The sequence below is a fragment of the Paracoccus alkanivorans genome (genome assembly GCF_003697785.1).
GTDB lineage: Bacteria > Pseudomonadota > Alphaproteobacteria > Rhodobacterales > Rhodobacteraceae > Paracoccus > Paracoccus alkanivorans.
Window position 1 is genome coordinate 43,785 of the sequence record NZ_QOKZ01000001.1, and the last position, 22,864, is coordinate 66,648.

21 protein-coding genes and 3 pseudogenes are annotated in these 22,864 nt (G+C 59.6%); 10 read left to right on the forward strand and 14 right to left on the reverse strand.

Going from position 1 to position 22,864, the window contains the following annotated elements:
- Positions 1-259: 259 nt before the first annotated feature.
- Positions 260-679: pseudogene (locus tag C9E81_RS00195) on the forward strand (transposase); the annotation flags it as partial.
- Here the strand turns inward: C9E81_RS00195 and C9E81_RS00200 are convergent.
- The 9 genes and pseudogenes from C9E81_RS00200 to C9E81_RS00240 form a co-directional block, all read right to left on the reverse strand.
- A complete protein-coding gene (locus tag C9E81_RS00200; RefSeq protein ID WP_122111091.1) occupies positions 674-952 on the reverse strand; it encodes an SH3 domain-containing protein in 279 nt (92 codons plus the stop codon). The pseudogene C9E81_RS00195 and the gene C9E81_RS00200 overlap by 6 nt on opposite strands.
- Positions 953-1,128: 176 nt before the next feature.
- A complete protein-coding gene (locus tag C9E81_RS00205; protein ID WP_122110322.1) occupies positions 1,129-1,566 on the reverse strand; it encodes a carboxymuconolactone decarboxylase family protein in 438 nt (145 codons plus the stop codon).
- A 141-nt stretch (positions 1,567-1,707) separates the two neighbouring features.
- A pseudogene (locus tag C9E81_RS00210) lies at positions 1,708-1,898 on the reverse strand (aldehyde dehydrogenase family protein); the annotation flags it as partial.
- 35 nt (positions 1,899-1,933) lie between these two features.
- Positions 1,934-3,604, reverse strand: a complete 1,671-nt coding sequence (locus C9E81_RS00215; protein WP_208021062.1) for a BCCT family transporter — start codon at positions 3,602-3,604, stop codon at positions 1,934-1,936.
- A 72-nt stretch (positions 3,605-3,676) separates the two neighbouring features.
- Complete coding sequence (locus C9E81_RS00220) at positions 3,677-5,143, reverse strand: aldehyde dehydrogenase (protein ID WP_122110323.1); 1,467 nt, start codon at positions 5,141-5,143, stop codon at positions 3,677-3,679.
- 9 nt (positions 5,144-5,152) lie between these two features.
- Positions 5,153-6,190, reverse strand: a complete 1,038-nt coding sequence (locus C9E81_RS00225; protein ID WP_122110324.1) for an LLM class flavin-dependent oxidoreductase — start codon at positions 6,188-6,190, stop codon at positions 5,153-5,155.
- Entirely contained in the window at positions 6,187-7,113 is a 927-nt protein-coding gene (locus C9E81_RS00230; RefSeq protein ID WP_122110325.1) for a flavin reductase family protein, read from the reverse strand. The genes C9E81_RS00225 and C9E81_RS00230 overlap by 4 nt, the downstream gene beginning before the upstream one ends.
- The gene (locus C9E81_RS00235; RefSeq protein WP_122110326.1) at positions 7,110-7,922 is read right to left on the reverse strand and encodes an alpha/beta fold hydrolase; all 813 of its coding nucleotides are present in this window, start codon (positions 7,920-7,922) and stop codon (positions 7,110-7,112) included. The genes C9E81_RS00230 and C9E81_RS00235 overlap by 4 nt, the downstream gene beginning before the upstream one ends.
- Positions 7,894-8,496, reverse strand: coding sequence for an amino acid synthesis family protein (locus C9E81_RS00240; RefSeq protein WP_122110327.1), 603 nt, complete (start codon positions 8,494-8,496; stop codon positions 7,894-7,896). The genes C9E81_RS00235 and C9E81_RS00240 overlap by 29 nt, the downstream gene beginning before the upstream one ends.
- Positions 8,497-8,596: 100 nt before the next feature.
- Here C9E81_RS00240 and C9E81_RS00245 point away from each other — a divergent pair, with 100 nt between their 5' ends.
- From C9E81_RS00245 to C9E81_RS00280, 9 genes are all read left to right on the forward strand, one after another.
- Positions 8,597-9,283 (forward strand): GntR family transcriptional regulator, encoded by a 687-nt coding sequence (locus tag C9E81_RS00245; RefSeq protein WP_122111093.1) that lies wholly within the window; start codon positions 8,597-8,599, stop codon positions 9,281-9,283.
- 5 nt (positions 9,284-9,288) lie between these two features.
- Entirely contained in the window at positions 9,289-9,576 is a 288-nt protein-coding gene (locus C9E81_RS00250) for a DUF1330 domain-containing protein (protein WP_122110328.1), read from the forward strand.
- Between the two features lie 486 nt (positions 9,577-10,062).
- Positions 10,063-10,515, forward strand: a complete 453-nt coding sequence (locus tag C9E81_RS23610; protein ID WP_166461771.1) for an alpha/beta fold hydrolase — start codon at positions 10,063-10,065, stop codon at positions 10,513-10,515.
- Positions 10,422-10,805, forward strand: a complete 384-nt coding sequence (locus C9E81_RS22795; RefSeq protein ID WP_166461772.1) for a TAXI family TRAP transporter solute-binding subunit — start codon at positions 10,422-10,424, stop codon at positions 10,803-10,805. Before C9E81_RS23610 ends, C9E81_RS22795 begins: the two co-directional genes overlap by 94 nt.
- A gap of 259 nt (positions 10,806-11,064) precedes the next feature.
- Positions 11,065-11,328 (forward strand): hypothetical protein, encoded by a 264-nt coding sequence (locus tag C9E81_RS00260; RefSeq protein WP_122110330.1) that lies wholly within the window; start codon positions 11,065-11,067, stop codon positions 11,326-11,328.
- A 561-nt stretch (positions 11,329-11,889) separates the two neighbouring features.
- Positions 11,890-12,096, forward strand: coding sequence for a hypothetical protein (locus C9E81_RS23195; protein WP_243698441.1), 207 nt, complete (start codon positions 11,890-11,892; stop codon positions 12,094-12,096).
- A gap of 255 nt (positions 12,097-12,351) precedes the next feature.
- A complete protein-coding gene (locus C9E81_RS00270) occupies positions 12,352-13,332 on the forward strand; it encodes a TAXI family TRAP transporter solute-binding subunit (RefSeq protein ID WP_122110331.1) in 981 nt (326 codons plus the stop codon).
- Positions 13,332-13,835, forward strand: a complete 504-nt coding sequence (locus C9E81_RS00275) for a DUF1850 domain-containing protein (RefSeq protein WP_122110332.1) — start codon at positions 13,332-13,334, stop codon at positions 13,833-13,835. The genes C9E81_RS00270 and C9E81_RS00275 overlap by 1 nt, the downstream gene beginning before the upstream one ends.
- A complete protein-coding gene (locus C9E81_RS00280; RefSeq protein WP_243698442.1) occupies positions 13,832-16,066 on the forward strand; it encodes a TRAP transporter permease in 2,235 nt (744 codons plus the stop codon). Before C9E81_RS00275 ends, C9E81_RS00280 begins: the two co-directional genes overlap by 4 nt.
- A gap of 203 nt (positions 16,067-16,269) precedes the next feature.
- Here the strand turns inward: C9E81_RS00280 and C9E81_RS00285 are convergent.
- From C9E81_RS00285 to C9E81_RS00305, 5 genes and pseudogenes are all read right to left on the reverse strand, one after another.
- Positions 16,270-17,425: pseudogene (locus C9E81_RS00285) on the reverse strand (IS1182 family transposase); the annotation flags it as partial.
- Positions 17,426-17,598: 173 nt separating this feature from the next.
- Complete coding sequence (locus C9E81_RS00290) at positions 17,599-18,294, reverse strand: glutathione S-transferase N-terminal domain-containing protein (RefSeq protein WP_122110333.1); 696 nt, start codon at positions 18,292-18,294, stop codon at positions 17,599-17,601.
- Positions 18,294-19,226 (reverse strand): LysR family transcriptional regulator, encoded by a 933-nt coding sequence (locus tag C9E81_RS00295; RefSeq protein ID WP_122110334.1) that lies wholly within the window; start codon positions 19,224-19,226, stop codon positions 18,294-18,296. Before C9E81_RS00295 ends, C9E81_RS00290 begins: the two co-directional genes overlap by 1 nt.
- A 112-nt stretch (positions 19,227-19,338) precedes the next feature.
- Positions 19,339-20,808 carry an MFS transporter gene (locus C9E81_RS00300; protein ID WP_122110335.1) on the reverse strand — a complete coding sequence of 490 codons (1,470 nt, stop codon included), beginning with the start codon at positions 20,806-20,808 and terminating at the stop codon, positions 19,339-19,341.
- A 71-nt stretch (positions 20,809-20,879) separates the two neighbouring features.
- A complete protein-coding gene (locus tag C9E81_RS00305) occupies positions 20,880-22,838 on the reverse strand; it encodes a TonB-dependent receptor domain-containing protein (RefSeq protein ID WP_166461773.1) in 1,959 nt (652 codons plus the stop codon).
- Between the last annotated feature and the right edge of the window lie 26 nt (positions 22,839-22,864).

Consider the following 22,864-nt stretch of genomic DNA (forward strand, 5'->3'; position numbering starts at 1 on the left):
AGATGGCATATCGTCTTCTAGCTGTTGTAAAGATGGAGAGCCTGGCGTCAGATTATCATGTATTGACTGTTTGGGTTCCTCCCCAGCGCAGAGAATTTTCTTTTACAAACGGAAGTTCACCGCTGTCCAATGATGGTAAGGGGTGTGCCAACTCCCTTCATTATACGGGGGCTGGCCTTTTTGGCGACGATAAGCGCCCATATTTCTTGATTAGGTCATGTTGACAAAATGGGTTCACATGGGACGGCAGCCATGATTCATGCTGGTATCCGCGACGGAGACCGGCTTGGCACGAGACTTGATGTCGAACGTGGAGTGGGCTCTGTGAGCGTTTCATCCTGGCTGTCCGCGCCCCGAATGGGCGCAAACCTACCAGCCACCGCCATGTTTTGGATGGAATTTTCTGGAGTGAGGCATGAGCCGCTGCCGGTTCAAGGGGACCGGGGCTCCATGGCGTGACCTGCCAGAAGAGTTCGGCAAATGGTCAAGTGTTTATCGCCGGTTCCGGCGATGGACACCGGCCGGGCTGTGGGAGGAAATCCTGGACATGCTCAACCAAGCCGAGGCCGTTCCGGACAGGCTCCAGATGATCGGCAGTACCGGGATCAGAGCCCATCACCGCGCGACGGCGAACAGGCCCCCGTCAACGGCCGGCATGGGTCGATTATCGCTGTCAACGATGCGCCAGATAGTCCGCCGAAACGTAACCAGAGATACTGGGCTTGTCGGTGAGGAAAACCCTGCACCAGACCTTACCGCTATTTGTCATGCAGTTCTGACGGGTGAGGCGGGTTCCGTCTGGCAGGCCGATTATGATATTGTGGTTGAGGCCCGGGCCTTCGCGAAGTTTCAGGAGATCATCTGGCCCGGCACCTTTGACGACTGCACCAGAACCCGCCGTGCATCCGGTCGCGATCATGAGAGTGAGAAGAGCAGCAAAATGAGTTCGCATTATCTGTCCTGAATCGTTTCGCCATCAATACGACACCACCACGCCAAATGACAACGGGCAGGAAACGGACGCGGATAGCCATCCCCCCTCCGCACCTGGAACATCAAGAACTTGTGGTGCCTATCGGTGTCGAAACCCCGTGCCGATCTACAACCTGCCCCAATGCCAGCGGCAATCTATTCTGCCGTGTCATGAACCGGGACTGTCGGCTCAATGGCCTCTGCGCCCACGATTTCCGCCCAAACCTCAAACCCATGCTGAAACGCGACGATGCCAGCTTCCGGCAAAACGATCTCTATGGCCTCAAGAATCTCCATCGGCGAAACACCCAGATCCAGAGCCACACGTATATGGCTTGCGATCTGGCCCTTGGGGGCGCGCAAGGCAGTAAGACTATTAACAAAAATCAACTCTTTCGTAGCCCTGCTCAGATGGCGCTGATCCGTATAGGCCGCAGCCACCAGATTATTTGCGGCCTTCAGCACCGGCAGATCGGCATTCGCCATCAGCTTGTGATATGGCAGCACATATCCGCGGGCCTGGGCGATCTTGTCGATATATTCCTGTGCTTCTTCTCGATCCTGGACGGAGCCGGCTTTCCAAGTGTCAGACATGGGATATCCCTTCCCGGGTTGGTAATGTGATTGGAAAATGACAGTCAATGATCTTCGTCATATTCACTGCAGAGTATCGCTTCCACGCGATCTGCAGCCGATTTATTCGCTGGGCCGAGAGCCATGGCATGATCTCCGCCTTCAGACAGACAAGCAGCAGTATTTGAGCTCGACATAATCCTTGGTCCCATGACGCGATCCCTCACGCCCAAGGCCGGATTGCTTGATCCCACCAAAAGGCGCGACCTCGGTCGAAGTCAACCCGGTGTTGACTCCCACCATGCCGTATTCGAGTCCCTCCATCAACGCCAGATACGGGATATATCTCGGCTGGCGATCCGCCTTTGCATGGCGTTCTTAAGATATTTCAACCACGCAGATCGTCATCGAGCACTGTGCCATCCGGGGCAAAACCACCATGAGCGATCTCGGCCCCCGGATCCTCCATCAGAGACTTCAGAACCCCGCCAGCCATGAGCACTACGAGGATCGAAGTTGGCAAAGCTGCGGCGATGGATGCCGTTTGCAAAGCCCCCAATCCACCGGCCATCAGCAACACGGCGGCGACAAGCGCCTGTGCAGCGCCCCAGATGACGCGGTATCGTTTCGGCGGATGCGGATTGCCCATCGAAAGGATCGTCGTCACGACCAATGTCCCTGAATCCGAACTGGTGATGAACCATGTTGCCAGCAGGAAGGTCGCAAGCGCGGATATGACCCAGGTCAGGGCTCCTCCGCCCGCCAGTCCATCGATGGTCCCGAACAGCGTGCCGCCCAGGTTCCAGTTGTTGACCATCTCGATCAACCCGGCCGAACCGACGCCGTCCACCGCATTCATCTCGATATGCAGCGCATTGCCGCCGAAGATCGATATCCAGATGAAGGCCATCGCGGTCGGAACCAGCATCGCGCCGAACATGAACTCGCGAATGGTGCGCCCCTTCGAGATCCGGGCGATGAACATGCCGACGAAAGGCGCCCAGCTCAGCCACCATCCCCAGTAGAAGATGGTCCAGCCGCCCTGCCATGCGACATCGCCGGGCTCGGAAGCGGTCCAGAACCCCATAGGGATGAAATGCGTCACATAGGCCCCGAGCGAATTCAGGAAGAACCCGACAAGCCATTGCGTGGGCCCCGCGAACAGGAAGAACAGGATCAGGACGATGGTCAGGATGATGTTCCATTCCGACAGGATCTTGACGCCACGACCGATGCCGGACACCGCGCTCATGGTGGCCACGACGGAAACTCCCAGGACCAGCAGGACCTGCGTCAGGACTCCCGGATCGATGCCAAACAGCACGTTCATGCCCTGCGCCATCTGGGTCGCACCCAGGCCCAGAGAGGTCGCGATGCCGAAAACGGTGCCGAAAATCGCCAGCAGATCCACCGCATGCCCGGCCGGACCGTAGATCCGGTCTCCCAAGATCGGGTAGAGCGCAGAACGAAAGGTCAGCGGCAGTTTCTTGCGAAAGGCGAAATAGCCCAGGCACAGCCCGGTAATCGTATAGATCGCCCAGCCATGCAGCCCCCAGTGGAAATTGGTCACCCGTACCGCGTCAACCGCGCGCTCGGGCGTCAGCCCGGTATGGCCCAGCCTGTCCGCGAAAGGATTGTTGGGATAGCCCCAGCCTGCCGAATTGTCGAAATAAAACAGTGGTTCGGCCACGCCGAAGAACATGATACCGATCGACACCGAGGCAGAAAACAGCATCGCGAACCATGAAAAATTACTGAACTCGGGCCGGCTGTCGTCATCGCCCAACCGGATCGAGCCAAAGCGGCTGAACATCAGGAACAGGCAGACGAAGAACAGCACGACGACCGAACTGATGTAATACCAACTTAGCGCGCTCTCGACCCAGGAGCGGATCGAGCCGTAAAGCTTTCCCGCCAGTTCGACATTGAGGACGGTGAAAACGACGAATGCAGCAACCATCGCCTTGGATGCGATGCTCATGCCATTGTGCAAGCCTTTGAAGGGCCCCTTGTCCGAAACCATCCGGTCTTCGGGTGGAGCCCCGGTGTCCTGTGCCATTTCTTGTCTCCCTGTTATGGGACCGGGCACGGTGCGGGAGGCGCCGGACCACAGCCGTGGACGCGATGAGGTTCAGCGCATGATGAATGGATCCGGGATCGGCTCGTCGCTGGTCCGCAGCCAGACGGATTTGACGCGGGTGTAATCGAGTGCCGCCTGCAAACCACCTTCGCGGCCATGCCCGGACAGGCCGTGCCCACCGAAGGGAACGATGGGGCTTACTGCCCGATAGGTGTTGACCCAGACGATACCGGCGCGAATACTCCGGATCATCCGATGCGCGCGGGTCAGATCGCGGGTGAATAAACCCGAGGCCAGCCCGAATTCGCTGTTGTTGGCAATCTCCAGCGCCTCGGCCTCGGTATCGAATCCGAGAACCGAGAGAACCGGCGCAAAGAACTCGCAGGTCACGGCGGGCGCTTCGGGGGCATCCGAGCAGTCCAGAAGCGTCGGCGGGAAATAGAAGCCCTCGCCCTCCGATACCACCCCACCGGCCACGATCCGGGCACCTTGTCGCACCGATGTCGCGACCAGTTCCGCAGCATGATCGCGTTGACGTTGCGTGCAAAGCGGGCCGATCTCGGTCGCCACATCATCCGGCGCTCCGATCACGATCTTTTCAGCTTTTTCCTTCAACCGGGCCAGGAATTCTTCCTTGATCGAATTCTGCACCACGAGGCGCGAGCCCGCGACGCAGCTTTGCCCGGTCGCCGCGAAGATGCCCGCGATCTGGGCATTCACAGCGCTTTCCAGATCGGCATCCTCGAAGACGATGAAGGGCGACTTTCCACCCAGCTCCAGCGAGGTCGAGGCAAGGTTTTCCGCTGAATTCCTCACGATATGACGGGCGGTCGAAGGTCCGCCGGTAAAGGCGACATGGTTCACCTTGGGATGACTGGTCAGCACCGAGCCGCATTGATCACCGAAACCGGTGATGACATTGAGCACCCCCTTGGGAAATCCCGCCTGATCGAAGATGCGGGCAAATTCCAGCATTGGCGCGGGACCGTCCTCGGAGGCTTTCAGCACCACGGTGCATCCCGCTGCCAATGCCGGGCCGATCTTCACGGCGGAAAGAAAAAGCTGCGAGTTCCATGGCACGATGGCGGCAACGACACCGATCGGTTCGCGGCGCAGCCAGACCTCCATGTCGGGCTTGTCCACGGGCAGATGCGCCCCTTCGATCTTGTCGGCGAGACCGGCATAATAGCGGTAATATTCCGCGACATAAGCAATCTGGGCACTGGTCTCGCGAATGATCTTGCCGGTGTCGCGGGTTTCAAGCTCTGCCAGTCGCCCGGCATTCTCGGCCACCAGTTCCGCCAGACGATACAGCAACCTGCCACGCTGACTTGCCGTCATGCCCGACCATTCAGGCGAGAACAGCGCACTCTCCGCCGCCTCGACCGCGCGGTTCACGTCATCAACACGGGCCTCCGGCATCAGCGCCCACGGGCGCCCTGTCGCGGGATCAATGCTTTCGAACTGGGCGCCGCCGCCGGAAAATTCGCCGCCGATATAGTGCTGGAATTTCTGCATTTCGACCTCCTATCGAAAAGCTGGCATCACCTCGGCGATGAAGCGTTCAAGCGATGCTTTTTTGCGTTCGAAGGACATGCCGGAATCGATCCAGAACGCATATTCGTCATAACCGAGCGCCTCGTAGCCCTTGAGCCGTTCGATGACCTGATCGGGTTGAGCTATCACCAGGTCGCGTTCCATCGCCTCTGGCGTATAGAAGGGATGCGCCGCGATCTCTTCGTCCGACAGGGGCGCGATCAGGCCCTGGCTGGTGTCACGCTTGTTCATGAACCAGGCACCGAAATAGCAATAGAAGCGGTTGAGTTCCTCGGCGGCCCGGGTCACATCCGCCTCGCTATCGGCGACGTAAGTATGCAGCAAAAGCATGATCTTCGGGCGGGGACGGTCAGCAAATTTCACGCAGGCCTCGTTGAACTTGTCCATCAGCTCGGTGATTTCCCCGTCGCCTCTCCACAGCGGCGTGACCTGCACGTTGCAGCCTTGCGAGACGGCGAATTCGTGGCTGTTGGGATCGCGGGCAGCCACCCAGATCGGCGGGCCATCCGGCTGCACCGGCTGCGGCGAGGAGGTGGTCTTGGGGAATGAATGGAACTCCCCCTCCTGAGCGTGATCACCTTTCCACAAGGCCTTTACCGCCGGGACCAGTTCCCGCATCCGCTGCCCGGCCTCCCAGGCATCCATGCCGGGCATCAGGCGTTCGTATTCGAAGGTATAGGCACCACGGGCGATGCCCAGTTCCAGCCGTCCGCCGGTGAGGATGTCGGTCATCGCCGCCTCGCCCGCCAGCCGGATCGGGTGCCAGAAAGGCGCGATCACCGTGCCGGTGCCAAGGCGGACATTCTTCGTGCGCCGCGCAAGATCGACCAGGTTCAGCATCGGGTTCGGTGCAATGGTGAAATTCATCGCGTGATGCTCACCCGTCCAGATCGCATGCATGCCACCCTCATCGGCGATCCTGCACAGCTCGATGAATTCCTCGTAAAGTTGCCGCTGATCCTGTTCGGGCGAGATACGTTCCATATGCGCGAAAAGGGAAAACTTCATTGCGATCCACTCCCTGCGGCGATGGGACGAACCTTGCCGCTGACCTGATTTCCGTAATAGACGCCGAAATTGCCGATCCGGCTTTCCGCCGCGAAACGCTCCAGCATGGTGCGCATGGCCGGGTCCGCGATTTTCGCCAGCACCGGGGGGACCAGTGTCTTGAAGGTCCCGTGCCTGGATACGGGCTCGGCTGCCTGGCACAGGAAGGAAATGTGCTGGCAGCCCGCATCGTCGTCTTCATAGACGGCATAGATGAAACCCGGCTCGATCCCTGCGCCATGTTCCGCGATCAGTTGCGCCAGGGCCGCTGAAACGCCCTCCTTGCCGACCCTGGCCACCGGCAGGGCAAGACTATCGTCGTCACCCGGGATCAGAAGCACCTCGCCCTGATACTCGATCAGGGCAGACACCATCAGCTCCGCTTGCGACGCCAATGCCCGCGCTTCCATCGCCGGGGTGACATAAGCCCCGCGCGCATAACCCAATCCGGGCACGGGAGAATCGTCGAAAGCTTCGACCTTGCCGATGAGGATGACATGATCACCCGCTTCGACAAGCTTGTGCCGGGAGCAGTCGAACCATGCCGACACGCCATCGAGAACCGGTGCGCCAAAGGGGCCATCGCGCCAGGTTACGGCCTCGAAACGATCCTCGACCGGGCGGGCAAAGGTATTGGATATGTCTTTCTGTCCCTCCGAGAGGATATTGACCGCAAAGCCCGGCGCTTCGGCGAAAACCGACCGGTTGCGCGAAGAGTTCGCCAAGCAAACCAGCACCAGTGGCGGATCGAGCGACACCGAGGTAAAGGAATTCGCGGTAAACCCTACCGGTTTCCCCTCGGGATCCCTGGTCGTGACAACGGTTACACCGGTCATGAAGGTTCCGAAGGCGTTGCGCAGCGTGCGCGGATCGATTGCGCTCATGTCATCTCCTCCTGTGTCGCCGACCTGTTCAACCAGTGCCACAATTCGCGATTGACCTCTTCGGCAGCGGTCAGGTTGATCATGTGCCGATGCCCTTTCATGACCACGGCCCGCCCATGTTGCGCCGCGGCGGCCATGGATCGGGACATTTCGGGCGTCGAGTTCGGGTCGCCTTCACCGGTCATCGCCAGCAGCGGACAGACAATATCTCCGAACCTGTCGGCATAGGTCCGGTCGCCGCAAGCAAAGGCCGCATAGGCCGTCGCATAGCCTTGCAGATCGACCGCTTGCAGCCAGCGGGCAACCTTTTCCCGCACCGGGCGATCAGCCGCGTTATCTCCGAACCAGCGGGTTAGTGGCGTTTCCAGGTCCACCACACCCGCCCGTATCTCGGTCGCGCGCATTTCGACGGCAGCACGGGCAGATGCGTTACGCCGGAAAACTCCGTTTAACAGCGCCACGCGCGAAACCATCTCCGGATAGATCACTGCATAACCGGCTGCGATCAGGGCACCCATGGAGTGCCCGGCCAGACTGACCGGCCCCAGATCAAGCGCCATCTGTGCAGCGTGCAGCCAATCCACGAAATCCGGCAAGGCCGCGAACTCTGGCAGGCGACCGCTGCCACCATGCCCGGGCATATCCAGCGCGATCACGCGATGACTCTCCGAGAGGGCGGCAATCTGCGGCTCCCACGCTTCCGACTGCATCCCGACCCCATGGATCAGCACAACGGGAGTGCCCTGCCCCGCCTCGCGCCAGGTAAGCTGGCCGTATGAATCAGACAGATGCAGGGTTTTCGACATCATGTCCCAGCTCCTTCAGATCCTGATAACGATCGCCGATCCGATGATGCGGCCGCCCACCTATTGATGCGCCCAGGGCAACCACGATCTCATCCGGTCCGGGAGCATCCGCCACCGAAAGCTGGATCGTCAGGTAATGGCTGCGACGGCCGCCATCGTTCTTGTCCATGAGCGGGATATGTAGCGGCGCATTCGCCGGACCGCGCGTATTGGTAAAGGCGAGATAGGATTTCGCCCCAACCGCTTCGCGGTAGTGATTGCCGAAACGCAACGTATGGATCAGCGCCGAGGCATGCTCCACCTCGCCATTCACACCGGTAATGGCGGATTTTCCGTAACCCTCAACCTTTTCTCCACCGCCCGCGGCGTCAAGGATCATGCCGGTCAGCAATTCGCCCAACCCCGGCGCACAATCAAGGATCTCGGGCCGAAGATCCTCGACAAACCCCTGCCCGGCCCAGGGATTCTCAATGACGGCGACAGCCGCGATCATCTTCAGCGGAACCGGTGCAGTCTTGCCGCCCTCAATCAGGGTCTCTTCGACATGCAGCAGCGTTTTACGGATCCTGGCGGGCATGGTCATTCCTTCATATTTATATTACTATCTTATGGTATACAATAATATCACCTGTCAATCAATGCTTGTTTGCATCGCCCCATGCTGGTATCCGGCAGGCATGGAAAACGCCCCTCTCAGCAAGATCGACAAGCCCCCCGCAACCCTGCGAGACATGGTTCAGGAGCGCATGCGCGAAGCGATCATCGACGGTCACTTCAAGCCCGGTGAACGACTGGTCGAGCGGATCCTGTGCGAGCAACTCGGCGTCAGCCGGACAGTCATTCGCGAAACGATCCGCTATCTGGAAGCGGAAGGGCTGGTGGAGTACCTGCCCCACAAGGGTCCGATCATCGCCCGGATGAACTGGAGCGAAGCACGTCAGATCTACGATATCCGGCGCATGCTCGAAACGGCGGCCGCCACCACTTGCGCGTCGAACATGACGCCCCGGCTTGCCGGGCAGCTACAGACGGCACTGGCAGAATTGAAACAAAGCTATGGTGAAACGCCCCCCGGCGCCCTGTTCAAGGCAACCGCCAGTTTTTACCAGATCATTTTCGAGGGTGCCGGGCACAGCGTTGCCTGGGAAATCGTGCAGCGGCTCAACGGGCGCATCTCGCGGTTGCGGATGATGACCCTGTCGAGTTCCGACCGCGAACAGCCGGGACAGGCGCATATGATCGCAATTTGCAATGCCATCATCAGCGGCGACCCGGAAGCCGCCCGTAACGCGGTCAACCGACATCTGGACGACGTGACAACGATCGCCGAACGCCTGCTTGCAACCGAAGACCCGGAGGAGTGACATCGATGGCAAAAGCCTACTGGATCGCCAATGTCACCGTGACCGATTCCGAGAAATACACGGGCTACCAGGCCTTGGCGGTAAAGGCTTTTGGCAAATACGGGGCACGGTTTCTGGTTCGCAGCGGTCGTGCCGAAACTCTCGAGGGAACCGATTGGGAACGCCACGTGGTGATCGAGTTCGACAGCAGGGAGCAAGCCATCGCCTGCTACAATTCTCCCGAATACCGCGCCGCGAGGGATGCCCGAAGAGACGCCTGCATCGCCGATATCGCCATCATCGACGGGATGTGATCGAGCGGACTGCGATGCCGCGGCATTTCGCGGCTCCTTCGGACATGATCGATTGGGAAACGCGCCAAGTCGCCTATCTTTATGAGCTTCTGCTCATGGTTTTCTCGGCAGGTCAACGAATTGTAGAAACGACAGCCCGGGACTCCGAACCGTGCTGGAGCCGGTCCTCTATCGCATCGCCTTCCTGCGCACGCAGTCGATGACACGGCCGGGCGGCTTGGTCAGGGCGTAGTGGGAATCGGAAAGATCGTCGACGCAATCGAGGCGCTCGGTCGAAACCATCGCGCGTATCGCCAGCGAAGCACATATTGCCGCTGCTGCTGAATCCGCGCTGATACGCCTTCACGATTTTCCGCAGGACTGACCGGATATACCGGGGCTCACGCCTGAGCCTGTCAGGCCCGACACCAAATCGCAACGGTCTTCCTGCTTGCATTTCAAAAGATTGTATGACAGTCATATCATCACACAATAATAAGGCCGTAAATGCTTGATACCCGATGGGATCAGACCGCATACGATCTCCATGGCTCCGAGAATGCACCATCTCTTGTTCTGGTTCACGGGCTTAGACTTCATCGGGGGCTGTGGCGGCAATTCCTGCCTGCATTATCGGCGCACTATCGTGCCCTGACCTACGATCTATACGGACACGGCAAAAGCGGGCCATCGACAGAGACTGCCTCGCTCGACCTTTATACGAAGCAATTGCATGGACTGATGAACCATGTCGGGATCTCGTCGGCCACGATAGCAGGCTTTTCACTTGGGGGGATGATCAACCGGCGTTTCGCAAGGGCATATTCGACGAGGTTCAGAACGGGATCTTTGTCGGTGAAAGCCATGTGTTCCAGCTTGGACCTGGAAATGCGCAAAGGCTGTCGGCAACCACCCCCATCAGGTATCTCGATATCCCGCAATCCGTCACCGACGGTATGAACCAAGCCTATGGCGGGCTGTTGGTGCCATTCGAAATTCCCGCCGGAACCTATAAAGGGCAGGATAAAGCGGTCCAGACCCTTGGATTGGCGCAGGTGGTGTTTACCGATGCGAATGCCGATGAGGATATGATCTACAGTTTCACGAAGAACTTCTGGGAGAATCTCGAAGCACTGCAGGAACAGAACTCGAGCTTTGCGGGAATCACCCCCGAGTTGGGAGCCAAGGATTACGGCGTTCCCATGCATCCGGGAGCCGAACGCTATTTCGAGGAAGCGAGTCTTCGTTGATGTAGTGGGGTTGGTTCGGTGCCTGCGGCGATTGATGCCACGCATTGCTCAGGGCGTATCCGGTTCTATCTGGATCGATCTTGGGTTCCCGTTCGGACGTATCTGTGATTCAGAATCTATACTGGGGAAGGAGACCGGCAAGGATGACGAAACCTCGTTCGAATGGTTTTCGTAAGCGTGCGGTCTCTGCGATGCAGGCCGGCGAGAGTTGCCGGGCGGCGGGAACGCAGTTTTCGGTGACGCCATCAAGCATGGTGAAATGGACACAGCGCGCGCCCCGAACCGGCTCAGTGAGCCCGGCCAGATGGGCGGGCATCGCAAACCGGTACTTGAGCCGTATCGGAACTGGGTGCTGGATCAGGTTCGGCGCTGCCCGGAGTTGACGGTGAAAGGGCTGTGGACGCTGCTGGTCGAGCGTGGTGTGGAAGTCAGCCACGATACGGTCTGGCGGTTCCTGCGTGCCGGGTCGAACGCGCTCCTCGCGTTCTGGTTATTGCGCCCCACGCCAATGGTAACAGCATGATCTTTGCCAAATGCCACAAGGGGTCTGACTGATGCGGAACGTAAAGAAAATCGGGGTTATCGGTCTTGGAACCATCGCCACGGCACTGGTCGAGGGGATTGTTGGCGATAGGCATGACATCACCGTTTCGCCCCGTAGCAGGTAAAACTCCGCACGACTGGCCTCGCAGTTCAAGAATGTTGCGGTGGCGGAAAATCAGCAGATCACGGATACCTGTAAGATCATTTCCCTGGGACTGACGGCTGACGCCGCCAAGAACAACCTGCCATCGCTCCGCTTCCGGAATGGCCATCAGGTGGTGTCCCTGATGGCAGATCTAAATTTCGAAGCGGTAGCCAAGCTGGTCGCTCCGTCAAATATGGCCGCACGCATGATCCCCTTTCCGTCGATCGCGACAGCAGGATCGCCAATACTGAACTATGGAGACCGCGCCCTGATCGACGACCTCTTCAGAGCATCGGATACGGTGTTCCCGCTAGATAGCGAAACGGGTCTGGGAAGCTTTCTTTGCGCTCAGGCGGTGCGGTCTCCTGCCGTGCAGATGGTGAACGACGCGGCGGAATGGCTGGCGCAACATACATCCGACCGGACAAGGCAGAAACTTTCCTGCGGATGCTGGTCGGCACCAACCTGCTGGGGTCGCCCTGCGCCAAACTCTTGCGCGCCCTGGATACACCCGGCGGCTACACTCAGCGCCTGAGGCAACACATGCTCGAAACGAGCCTGCGCGAGAACCTGCATTGGGGTCTCGACGATCTTCTCGAATGACCATCCCATGGACCTTCGGGCTCCGGGAGCACGGAAACCTCTTGCCGTTGCCGCCCTGTCCATGAAAAGCTTCGCAAGCGGTAAGTGGTATGATTGGATGGGCGTTCCCGGGATGGACCAATCAGGTTTGCAAGGTAAAAAATCGGGATGAAGAGCATTCCAGGATCATGCCGGCTTTCGCGGATCGGTTGCTGGCCCTTGACGGGCTCGGCCGCATTGAATGATAGGAAACAAACTTCACAAGGAGGACAATCCATGACATTTTCCCGCCGCCGGTTTCTCGGCACTACCGCTGCGGCCACTCTGGCCGGGCTCGCATCCGCTCCCGCCCTTGCCCAGAACCGGGTCTTTTTCGGCATCGCCACCGGCGGCACGGGGGGCACCTATTACCCGCTTGGCGGGATGCTGGCACAGCTGATTTCAAACACTGCGGAAATGCCCGACAGCCGGATCTCGGCCACCGCGGAAACCGGCAACGCCTCGGTCGCGAACGCACAGTTGCTGGGCCGCAGCGAGATCGAATCCGCTTTCATCGCCGCCGACATCCTCGATGCCGCCTATCGCGGCGTGAACCAGTTCGAGGATGGCGCGCTCGACAACCTGCGGGCCATCGGCGCGCTTTATCCGGAAACCGTGCAGCTGGTGGTCCGCGCCGACAGCGGTATCGAGACATTCGAGGATATCAAGGGCAAGTCCGTCTCTTCCGGTTCGCCGGGCTCGGGCCAGTGGCAGCTGTTGGGCGATCTGCTGGAGGCCCATGGCATGACCCGCGAGGACGTATCCGAGGATTATTCCTCGTTTGCGCAGTCGGTGGACAAGATCAAGGACGGCAATCTCGACGCCTCACTGATCACCGCCGGCCTGCCGACCTCGTCGGTGACCGACCTCGCCAACGGCCACGACATCCGCATCGTGCCGCTGGCCGGCCCGGCCATCGCCAAGCTGCAAGAGGCCCAACCCTATTACGCGAATGCAATGATCCCCGCGGGCAGCTACAAGGGGGTCGAGGCAGATGTCGAAACCCTCGCTGTGCGTGCGATCTGGGCCACCCATGCGGAGGTGCCGGAAGACCTGATCTACGCGGTGACCAAGGCGCTTTACGAAAACACCGAGACGCTGGGCCAGGTCCACCCGATGGGCAAGCAGATCTCGCTCGACAAGGCGCAGGAAAGCATCTCGATCCCCCTCCATCCGGGCGCCGAAAAATATTTCTCGGAAAAGGGCGCAACCAAGTAATGCTCCTACGCAGGAAACTGCGAATTCGCGGGATGGCGGCACTGGCCGCCATCTCGTGTACGCCCCTTGCAATCCAACCGGGTCTTGCGGACGGGGGCGAATGGCTGTGCCTGTCCGAAACCCGTGGAAACGGGCCCGAAGTCGCGCGGCTTCCATTGAAACCGGACGGCATCTTTTCACTGAGCTTCATTCACTCGGTATCGGATACCCCGGTCACTGACATTTATCGCGTCGAGGATGGCAAAATCGAGCAGATCGCCGAAATTTTCGAGGCACATGGTGCCGGTCTGCCTTCGATCGCCGATGATGTCGGTGCGACCGGCTGGCGCCATGAAAACGGCAGGTTCATCATCGAGATGACCCGCCCCACCGGCCCCATTCCACTGCGCATCCAGGCGCAGTTCGAGAACACGCTTCATGTTGCCGGAACCGATCTGCCACTGGCCGATTTGGGCTATTCGGCACTGACCCTTGCCCGCTGCGACGAGGAGAGACCGCATTGACCAACGAGAAATCCCCGACCGAAACACGCGGTGACGCACCAATGGAGGCCGATCGCGAACTCACTGCCGACGAGGTGGAGGCACTTGTCCGGGAATACGACTCCGAGTCGAATTTCCGGAACCTGATCGGTCCCACGGCAATGATCGTCACGCTGGCCTCGGTGGCCCTGTCGCTGTTTCATGTCTATACGGCGGGTTTCGGGCTGCTGAACGAGGTGATGCACCGGACCATCCACCTGACTTTCGTGATGGGGCTCATCTTCCTGGTATTTCCGCGCAAGCGGGCACATCCGACCGGGCGGCTCTGGGTGGAGTCGCTGATCTTTGCGGGATTCTATCTCTATCTGCTGTACAGCCTGACCCAGACATTGCCTGCGAGCCCGCTTAAGCTGGTGTTCTCCGGCATCATGCTGGCGCTGATCACACTGACCCTGCCGCTCAATCGGCGCGAGGCCGATCCGGGCAAGGTCGCATTACGCGACTGGGTCTTTGCCGCGTTCGGTGCGGGATTCTCTGCCTATCTGACGATATTCTTCAAGCATATCTTCATCGACAATGTCGGCAACCCGCCAGAACCGGTCTACATGATGGGCCTCGTCGCGATCGTCATGACGCTCGAAGCCACTCGCCGGACGATGGGACCAATGCTGGCCTATATTGGCATCGGCTGCCTGCTCTATGCACTGCTGGGGCCTTATCTCCCGGGAATCCTGGCGCATCGCGGCTATGGCATCACCCGCATTATTAATCATCTCTTCGTCGGCACCGAAGGAATCTACGGCGTCGCAGTGGGCGTGGTGGCAACCTATGTGTTCCACTTCGTGCTGTTCGGCATTCTTGCACAGATGAGCGGGCTGGGGCAGTTGTTCATCGACCTGGCCACGATCATCGCGGGCCGCGCCTCGGGCGGTTCGGCCAAGGTATCGGTGGTGTCGTCGGGCTTCTTCGGGATGATCTCGGGCTCGCCCATCGCCAACACCGTGACAACCGGCGCCTTCACCATCCCGCTGATGAAGAAATCCGGGTTTTCGGGCCGTTTTGCCGGTGCGGTGGAAGCCTCAGCCTCTTGCGGCGGGCAGGTGACGCCACCGATCATGGGAGCCTCGGCCTTCGTCATGACGGAAATGCTGGGCGTGCCCTATAACGAGTTGATCCTCATCGCCATCGTTCCCGCCGCCTTCCACTACATCGCCGTCCTGCTGATGGTGCATCTCGAAGCCAAACGGCTGGGGCTGCAAGGGCTGTCCGCTGACAAGATCCCGCAATTCGGCGCGGTTCTGGCCAAATCATGGCATCTTTTCGTTCCTCTCGGGGTGATGGTGGTAATGCTGCTGATGCAGTATACACCCTTCCTGGCCGCGTTCTGGGGCATCATCCTGACCATCGCCTTTTCTTACGTGCCAATGCTGATGCATGCGCTTGGCAACCGGACGATGGACACCTCCACCGTGCTGACACCGCCACGGCTGATACGGGGCTTCGAGGACGGGGCGAAATTCGCGCTGGCGATCGGTGCGGCCTGTGCCTGCGTGGGCTTCCTGCTGGGCATGACCACGCTGACCGGGCTGGGTTTCAAATTCTCCGCGGCGGTGGTGCAACTGGCACATGACGTCGCGGGCTTCGTGATCGGACTCGACTTCACCGGCCTGCTTTCCGAAAACGGAATGGCGCTGTTCTTCGGCCTGATCTTCGTGGCCATTGCCTGCATCATCATGGGCGCGGGGATTCCCACCACACCGACCTATATCATCCTTGCCTCGATCGCGGCCCCGGCACTGACCGAATTCGACGTGCCGCTCATAGCCACGCATTTCTTCGTGTTCTACTTCGGAGTGCTGGCCGATGTGACGCCTCCGGTCGCGCTTGCCGCCTATGCGGCGGCCGGCCTCGCAAGAAGTGAGCCGATGACAACCGGCACGACGGCGTTTCGACTGTCGATGGGCAAGGCGCTGGTGCCCTTCATGTTCGTCTATGCCCCCAGCCTGCTGTTCGTCGACTTCACCCCGCTCGAATTCATCACCGCGCTATTGTCTGGCCTGCTGGGCATAGTGGCGCTGTCGGCGGCCTATATCGGCTGGTTCCGCCGGGATCTCGTGCTGCTCGAAAAGATCCTCCTGACATTGGGCGGGCTTTTCCTGATCTCGACGCATTGGGGCGCGATCACGGTCGGCGCACTCATCGTTCTTGCCGTACTGCTGCGGCCGATATCGGGCCGAGTTTCGGCAAGTTGAGATCAGTTGCCGTTCTCAAGTTGAAGCCCTGAAGCTCTGTCGCCGGGGCTGGTTCATTATTATGTTTAGATTCAGCTGGGTATTCGGCTTGTTACTCACCTCCTGGGCCGAACTTCGAGAGGTGCTCCGCAGGCATCGACATGTTGATCCGAAAGAAGATAAACGTGGTCGCCAGCGCATTGGCCATCTGCAGTCGATCCGCCTCGGCCATCTCCATGTTCCTCGCGGGTGATGGACCGGAAGTCCATGTTCGGGCAGCAGCGCGGTTTCGAGGCCAGGCTCGGCAGGTGAGCTTCATGCCTCCGTATTTGGCGGTGCCCCTGCCGATCGGCGCCCGGTTCGGGTCGGAATAATCTCGACGAAACTGCCTCAGTGTCTGACATTCAGGGCAGATATATTGATTGTTCTCCGCGTCCCATTCGAAGCCGGCCCGGGTCCAAGTGCCGTCGCTGCGGCCGGATTTGTCGAAAACCGGGATGTGCGGCGCGATCTTGCGGTCGACCAGCGAGCCCAGCATCGGCCCTGTGCCGTAGGCGGTGTCCGCGATCAGCCGTTCGGGATGCAGGTCGAAACTGGCCTTCACCCGGTCCAGCATAGTCTTGGTTGATCTGACCTCGGCCTGTCGGATCGATCGCGTGGTCTCGACATCGACGATCACACCGTGGTCCGTGTCGATCAGGTAGTTGTCGGAATAGCTGAAGAATGCCGGCCCCTTGCGTGCTGCGGTCCACTGGCTTGCCGGGTCAGCATGCGAGATAAACTTTGGCTCAACCTCGCTGGCGGCGCCGAAAGCGGCCTCATTCGGGGTATCGGGATATTCCCGAACGGCTCGGGAGGCATCGGTCGGGTCGAGCCGTGCCACGTCCCAGTCTTTCTTCGGCGTCGAGTTCTGCTTGTTCGCATCCGCCTCGATCAGGCTGGCGTCAACCGCCATGCGCTCGCTGCTGGCCAGGCCTTCCTCGATACAGCGCCCACCGTCATCTCGAACAAATTCCGCAGCAACCCGCTGTTGCGGAACCGGCCGTGGCGGTTCCTGGAGAAGGTGGAGTGATCAGGGCCCCTGTCCGAGAGATCGAGGCGGCAGAACCAGCGATACGCCAGGTTCGGATGCACCTCTTCGCACAGGCGAAGTTCGGGCCGGATGCCGAAGCAGTATCCAACCAACAGCATCCGGACCAGCAGTTCCGGATCAACGGAAGGGCGGCCCGTGTGGCTGTAGAAATCCGCCAGGTCAGCGCGGATGTCGGTCGGGTCGACAAACCGATCAAGGGACCGAAGAAAGTGATCCTGAGGGATTAGGTCTTCCAGCGAGAACTCGTAGAACAGCGCCGGCTGCGCCTCCTGCCTCAGTCCCATCATCGCCGATCCTCCCGCCCATTGCCGGAATTGAATCAGCGTGACGCCCCTCGATCAAGCGCGAGCTTTTCAACGGAATAATGCTATAAGCAGACATCAAATCAAACACCAAAATGAGATTAGGTCTCTGCCAAAGGTACAGAGCTTGCCGGTCAACTTCCCGGCGATAAAGTGCATCAAGAAGCGTCAATCCGGTCGACCGTTAAGGCAATGCCGTAATACTTGATACAACGCTGAAACCATTGCTCGACCGGATCTTCGATAGGAAGAAGGGATGCGCCCGTGCAAATACGATGCCATTGCAAGCTTCCGAACAGGATATGGTCGGCAAATGCAGGCGCATTGCCCGCCATCCATTTCTGATCTCGCAAAATCTTCCGGATCGGGTCAAGTTTTTTGGGGAAGCGCTTTGCTTCACCCGTAGAACACTCCGCGATCTCTTCGATCTCCGCATCGAAGCGTTTTCGCCGCACCGCTCGAAAATGTTTCTGATCGGCAGGGGGCATCATGTCATGCATCTGTCGCACGACGATCACCGAAAGCGAAGGGTTCAGGACCGTATCGCAAAAATACTCGACCATGCGAGCCAACGCATTCTGCCCATCGTGAGGGAAAAGGCTATTGCCGCTGTAAGCCTGCTCAAGATACAGGGCGATGCCGAAACTGTCGCCTTCGAGCCGGCCATGATCGTCCAGCACCGGAACACTGCTGAAACCTCCACCGGCGATCTGCCGAATATCTGCGAAGGAGACCGGGCGCAGATCGAAATCCAGCCCCTTGTGTTTTAACGCAAGGATCACCTTCCAGACATGAGGCGAATAATGCCGCAAACCATCCGCCGCGCAAAGACTGTAAACCGCCATTCCCGCCATCAGCGAACTCCGCCGACAAGCGTCGAAAGCTTGCCGAATTTCGGTTTCGGACGAACAGGCGCCGGAGCGTCGTCACCGCCATTCAGAATCGAGCGGATCACACCGACGACGGGATCATTGGCCCGTTCCACCAGATAGCCACACAGGATGCGGACGGATTGGCGCACCTCGGACAGCACGCTGATGCCGTTCTCCGGCTGCGCTGCGGCATGGACCACGCCGATCCCGATCCCGTCCGCAATCAGTTTCCTTGTGACCGCCTCGTCGTCGACATGAATGATGCGGCGCGGGTGGAAATCATGCTCGGCAAAGAATCTGTCGGTAATCCGGCCGTAGCAGGACTGATCCGGCGGGCAGATGCAGGGCACGTCCTGCAAGACATTCAGATCACCGCCGCGCAGCCGTTCGGCATATTGCGGCGCGCCTGCCAGATAGACGCTGAAGCGCGTGATCTCGATTGCAGTCAGATCGGATTGCTCCTCTTCGGGCTCGACATAGAAGCCCGCATCGAGATAACCGTTCCGGATACCGCTGAGCACACTGGCGGAAGGGCCGCGATCAAGCTTGACCTCGAGCTCCGGGAACCGCGAATAAAGCTCGGTCAGCAACCTGCGCACAGTGTCCCGGCACGAACAGCGAGCGGCGCCGATGCGCAACTCGCCGGTCAGGGAACCGCGCACCCGGCTTGCCTCTTCCAGAAAACGCTGATGCTGCTCAAGAAGTTTCTCGGCCACCACCAGCAGGCGCGAACCGCTTCGCGTCACCGACATGCCACGGGAATTACGCTCGAAAAGCTTTACCTCGAGACTGTCCTCCATCGATTTGATATGCGCACTGATGGCTGGCTGGCTTCGACAAAGAATCTCGGATGCACGGGTGATACTGCCCTCGCGGACGACCGTGACGAATGTTCGCAATTGATTGATATCCATGCCAGAACCTCGGAAAATGCAGGGGACCTCAAAGAACCGCCAGGCTCCGCGTCTGCCTTGCAACAGGTGCTGGGTTGGAAACATTGACAACATAGCAAAGTTGCTCGGCTGGTCAAGAGTTACCGCCCTGTCGCTGGGGCGCGATCGCGTGATCTGCCTGTTGAGTACGCATCCCCGATGACAAAGCAATGACAAGCGACAAGATCGCAAGACCACCTGCCAATGCGAAGGTCACGCCCATGCCGCGGGATATCGCCTGCGCCCCGGCTGCCGACAGATCGGCGTTGCCGGTCGCAATGGCGAATGCCGCGCCCATCGCCGAGGCCCCGGTGATCAACCCCAGATTGCGCGACAGGCCGAGCACGCCGGAAATCACGCCCCGCCGTTCCTGCGATATATCCATCATGACAAATGTATTATTCGCAGCCTGAAACAGCTGATAGCCGGGGGTCAGGATCGCAAGTGCGACCACATAGCCCGGAGTTCCGATCAGGTTCGGTAGGCTGGCCAGAGCGAATGCGCCAAGCGCCATCTGCGCCAGCCCCCAGATCACCACGGTGCCGGCTCCCAGACGATCAACCAGACGTCCCGCAGGTACACCGCTAAGCGCCGAGATCGCCGGGCCGACCGACATAATCAATCCGACGATCGCGGGCGGATGCCCCAATGCGCGCGTCAGATAGAACGGCCCCACCACAAGCGTCGCCATCATGATCGTGGACACCAGCGCACTCATTATCAGGCTGGCATTCAGGCGCTTGTCGCGGAACACCGACAAATGAATCAGGGGCGCAGCGGCGCGGCGCTCGATCATGACGAAAGCGGCCACCCCCAATGCGGACATGATCAGCAGGATCAGGTTCTGCCGGTGCAAAGCGCCGCTGTCAGCCGTCACCGCAAGGGCATAGGCCGCCAGGGCCAGCCCCAGAACCAGCATTCCGGGCTTGTCGAAAGCGCGATGATCGCCCCCTCCTCCCTGCACATCCGGCGGCAGATATCGTCGTGCAAGCGCCAGCGCCGCAAGCCCCATCGGCACCATCACGGCAAAAATCGCCCGCCATCCAAAACCCGCGATCAGGATACCGCCCAATGACGGACCCAATGCCGTACCAATGGCCGACATGGTTCCCAACAGCCCCATCGCGCTGCCCGTCCGCTTTTTCGGGACGCTGCTGCGAACCAATGCGACGGTCAGTCCCATCAGGATCGAGCCCGCTGCGCCCTGCAAGACCCGTGCGGCGATCAGTAGCGGCAGCGTAGGAGCAATAGCGCATAGCGCGGATGCCAGCGTAAAGACGCCGATGCCCCATGTCAGAACCCGGCGATGCCCCGCCAGATCGCCCAGCCGTCCGGCACTTACGGTCAGCACGGTGATCGCCAGAAGATAGGACAGCACCACCCATTGCACCTGCGAAAAACCGGCATCGAAGCCCCGCGCCAGAAACGGCAGCGCAACATTGGGAATGCTGATCCCCAGCGAGGACAGCAACATCGAGATCGCCAGAGCGGCAAGCGCCCAGCCCGGCGCAGTCAAGCCCTGCCTCTGTCCTGCGTTGTCCGAAAGGTCCGGTTTGCGTTCCATCTCGTCTTCTCCGTCCTTGATGGTCCTTCCCGGCCTGGTATGGCCGGGAACAGATGTCGCCAGCCGGCAGTTCAGAAGCGAATTGTTCCCGAAACCCGAAGACTGCGGCCCATTTCATACAGATTGGACCATCCATCCACACCGTAATAAGCGGTGGAATGATCCAGATATTGCTTGTCGAAGATATTGGTCAGGGCAAGGCTGTAGCTTTGGTTTTCCTTCGGCCTCCAGGTGACTGACAGGTCGTGGACGTCATAGGAGGGCAGATTGTCCAGCTCGAAATCCGCAGGCAGGTCGGTCTGTTTCAGCACGAAGGTGCTGGTCCAGTCGATCCGAATCCGCTGCGACGGCATGTCGTAGCCAAGCGCGAGAATGACCTTATCGCCGCCGGGCGTGACTCCGTTCAGCCAATCCCCCGGGCTGACCGGTTTGCCGTTATACTTGACGTCGATATGGCTATATTGAAGATCGGCGGATAAATTGCCCCAGTCGCGCCCCAGATTGATGGTACCCCCCTTGGATTCGATATCGCCGTCATTCTGCCGGAACCACGGGCTTCTCCGGCCCTGCCAGGAGCGGATCTTGTCCTCGACCTTCGATGTAAAGGCTGTCATACCCATTCGCCAGCCGCCGCCATCATAGTCAAAGCCCAGTTCGGCGGTGCGGGCCAGTTCCCCGGTCAGTGAGGTGTCGGTTTCGTCGCCCAGTCCCAAAGGCCAGATCAGGGTCAAGCCCTCATAGGGCTGCACACCGCGAAACGCCTCTCCCCAGGACGCGAACAGCGTCAGGTTCTCGTTCGGCTCATAGCGGAGGCGCAGATTCGGACTGAAATGCACGCCCTTGTAATCATTGCCATTCATATCTTCCAGCACCGCGCGATCATAGCGCAGCCCCGCGGAAAGCAACCATCGGTCGGTCGGCGTATAGTCGACCTGTGCATAAAGGCCGTGGTTCCCGCCCGTTTCCGAGTTGTCGCGCCCCTCGCCATCGCGTCCCCGCGATTTCGTCCATGTATAATCATAGCCATAGGTCACGGCGATGCGGCCGAATTCCGAGCGGTTGCGCAGATCGATCCCGCGCGTATACCAGTCCGCAGTCTGATCCACCTCGATGTCACGATATAACCGGCTGTGCGTATCATATGCCGAAAGGGTCATATCGACCATCGGATTACCGGCCGGATCATAGCGATAGTTCAGTGAAGTGGAACGCCAGCTCAGTTGCTGATCCTCGGGAATGGCGGCCGGCAGATAATCCGGAATCCCGAAATTCGACCGGTATGCGCGGCGTCCCTCGTCCCGGCGATAGGTGGTGCTGAATGTCAGTTCCTGTCCATCTGCCGGGCGGAAACGCAGCTTGACCAACCCGTCCATCGGTTCGTTATCCGTGTCGGCGACCTTGTTGCCATCGCCGTCCTCGTAATTCCGCGCCCATGATTTCGTGCCATAGACCAGATAGGCGAAACGATCATCCGGCGCGCCGTAAAAGGCCATCGCCGGCGCGATCCGGCTACCACTGGTCTGGGCCGAGAATTTGAGCATGACGCCCTGATTGCGTCCCGGAAGCAGCAGATCCTCGGGATCCTTGGTCTGATAGCGCAGGGAACCGCCAAGCGCGCCGGGCCCGGCAAGGGCGGAACCCGCCCCCGCATCGACCTCTACCCGTTTCAGCAGATAGGGATCGATACTGAAATTGCCGGAATGCGCATACATGTTCCCCCCCTGCCGGGCGCCGTCGACGGTGACTCCCAGCATCGTCTCTTCTATACCCCGGACATAGACTTTCTGCGCCGCCATCCGGTTCGCGCCGCTGACGGCCACCTCGGGGCTGTCCGAAAAGAGGTCATTCAGAGTATCGGGGTGACGCTTCTCGATATCGTCCGAAGTAACCACCTCTGAATCGGTGCCATCCCCGGCGAGCGCAATAAGCGTGATGGGAGGAAGGAAAACGGTACCATCCTGCGCCATCACCGGCCCCGCCAACAATGCAGCAAGCACCACAGTTCCCCGGAATTCGCTACTATACGTCATCAAGCATTCTCTCATGTAACAGGTAA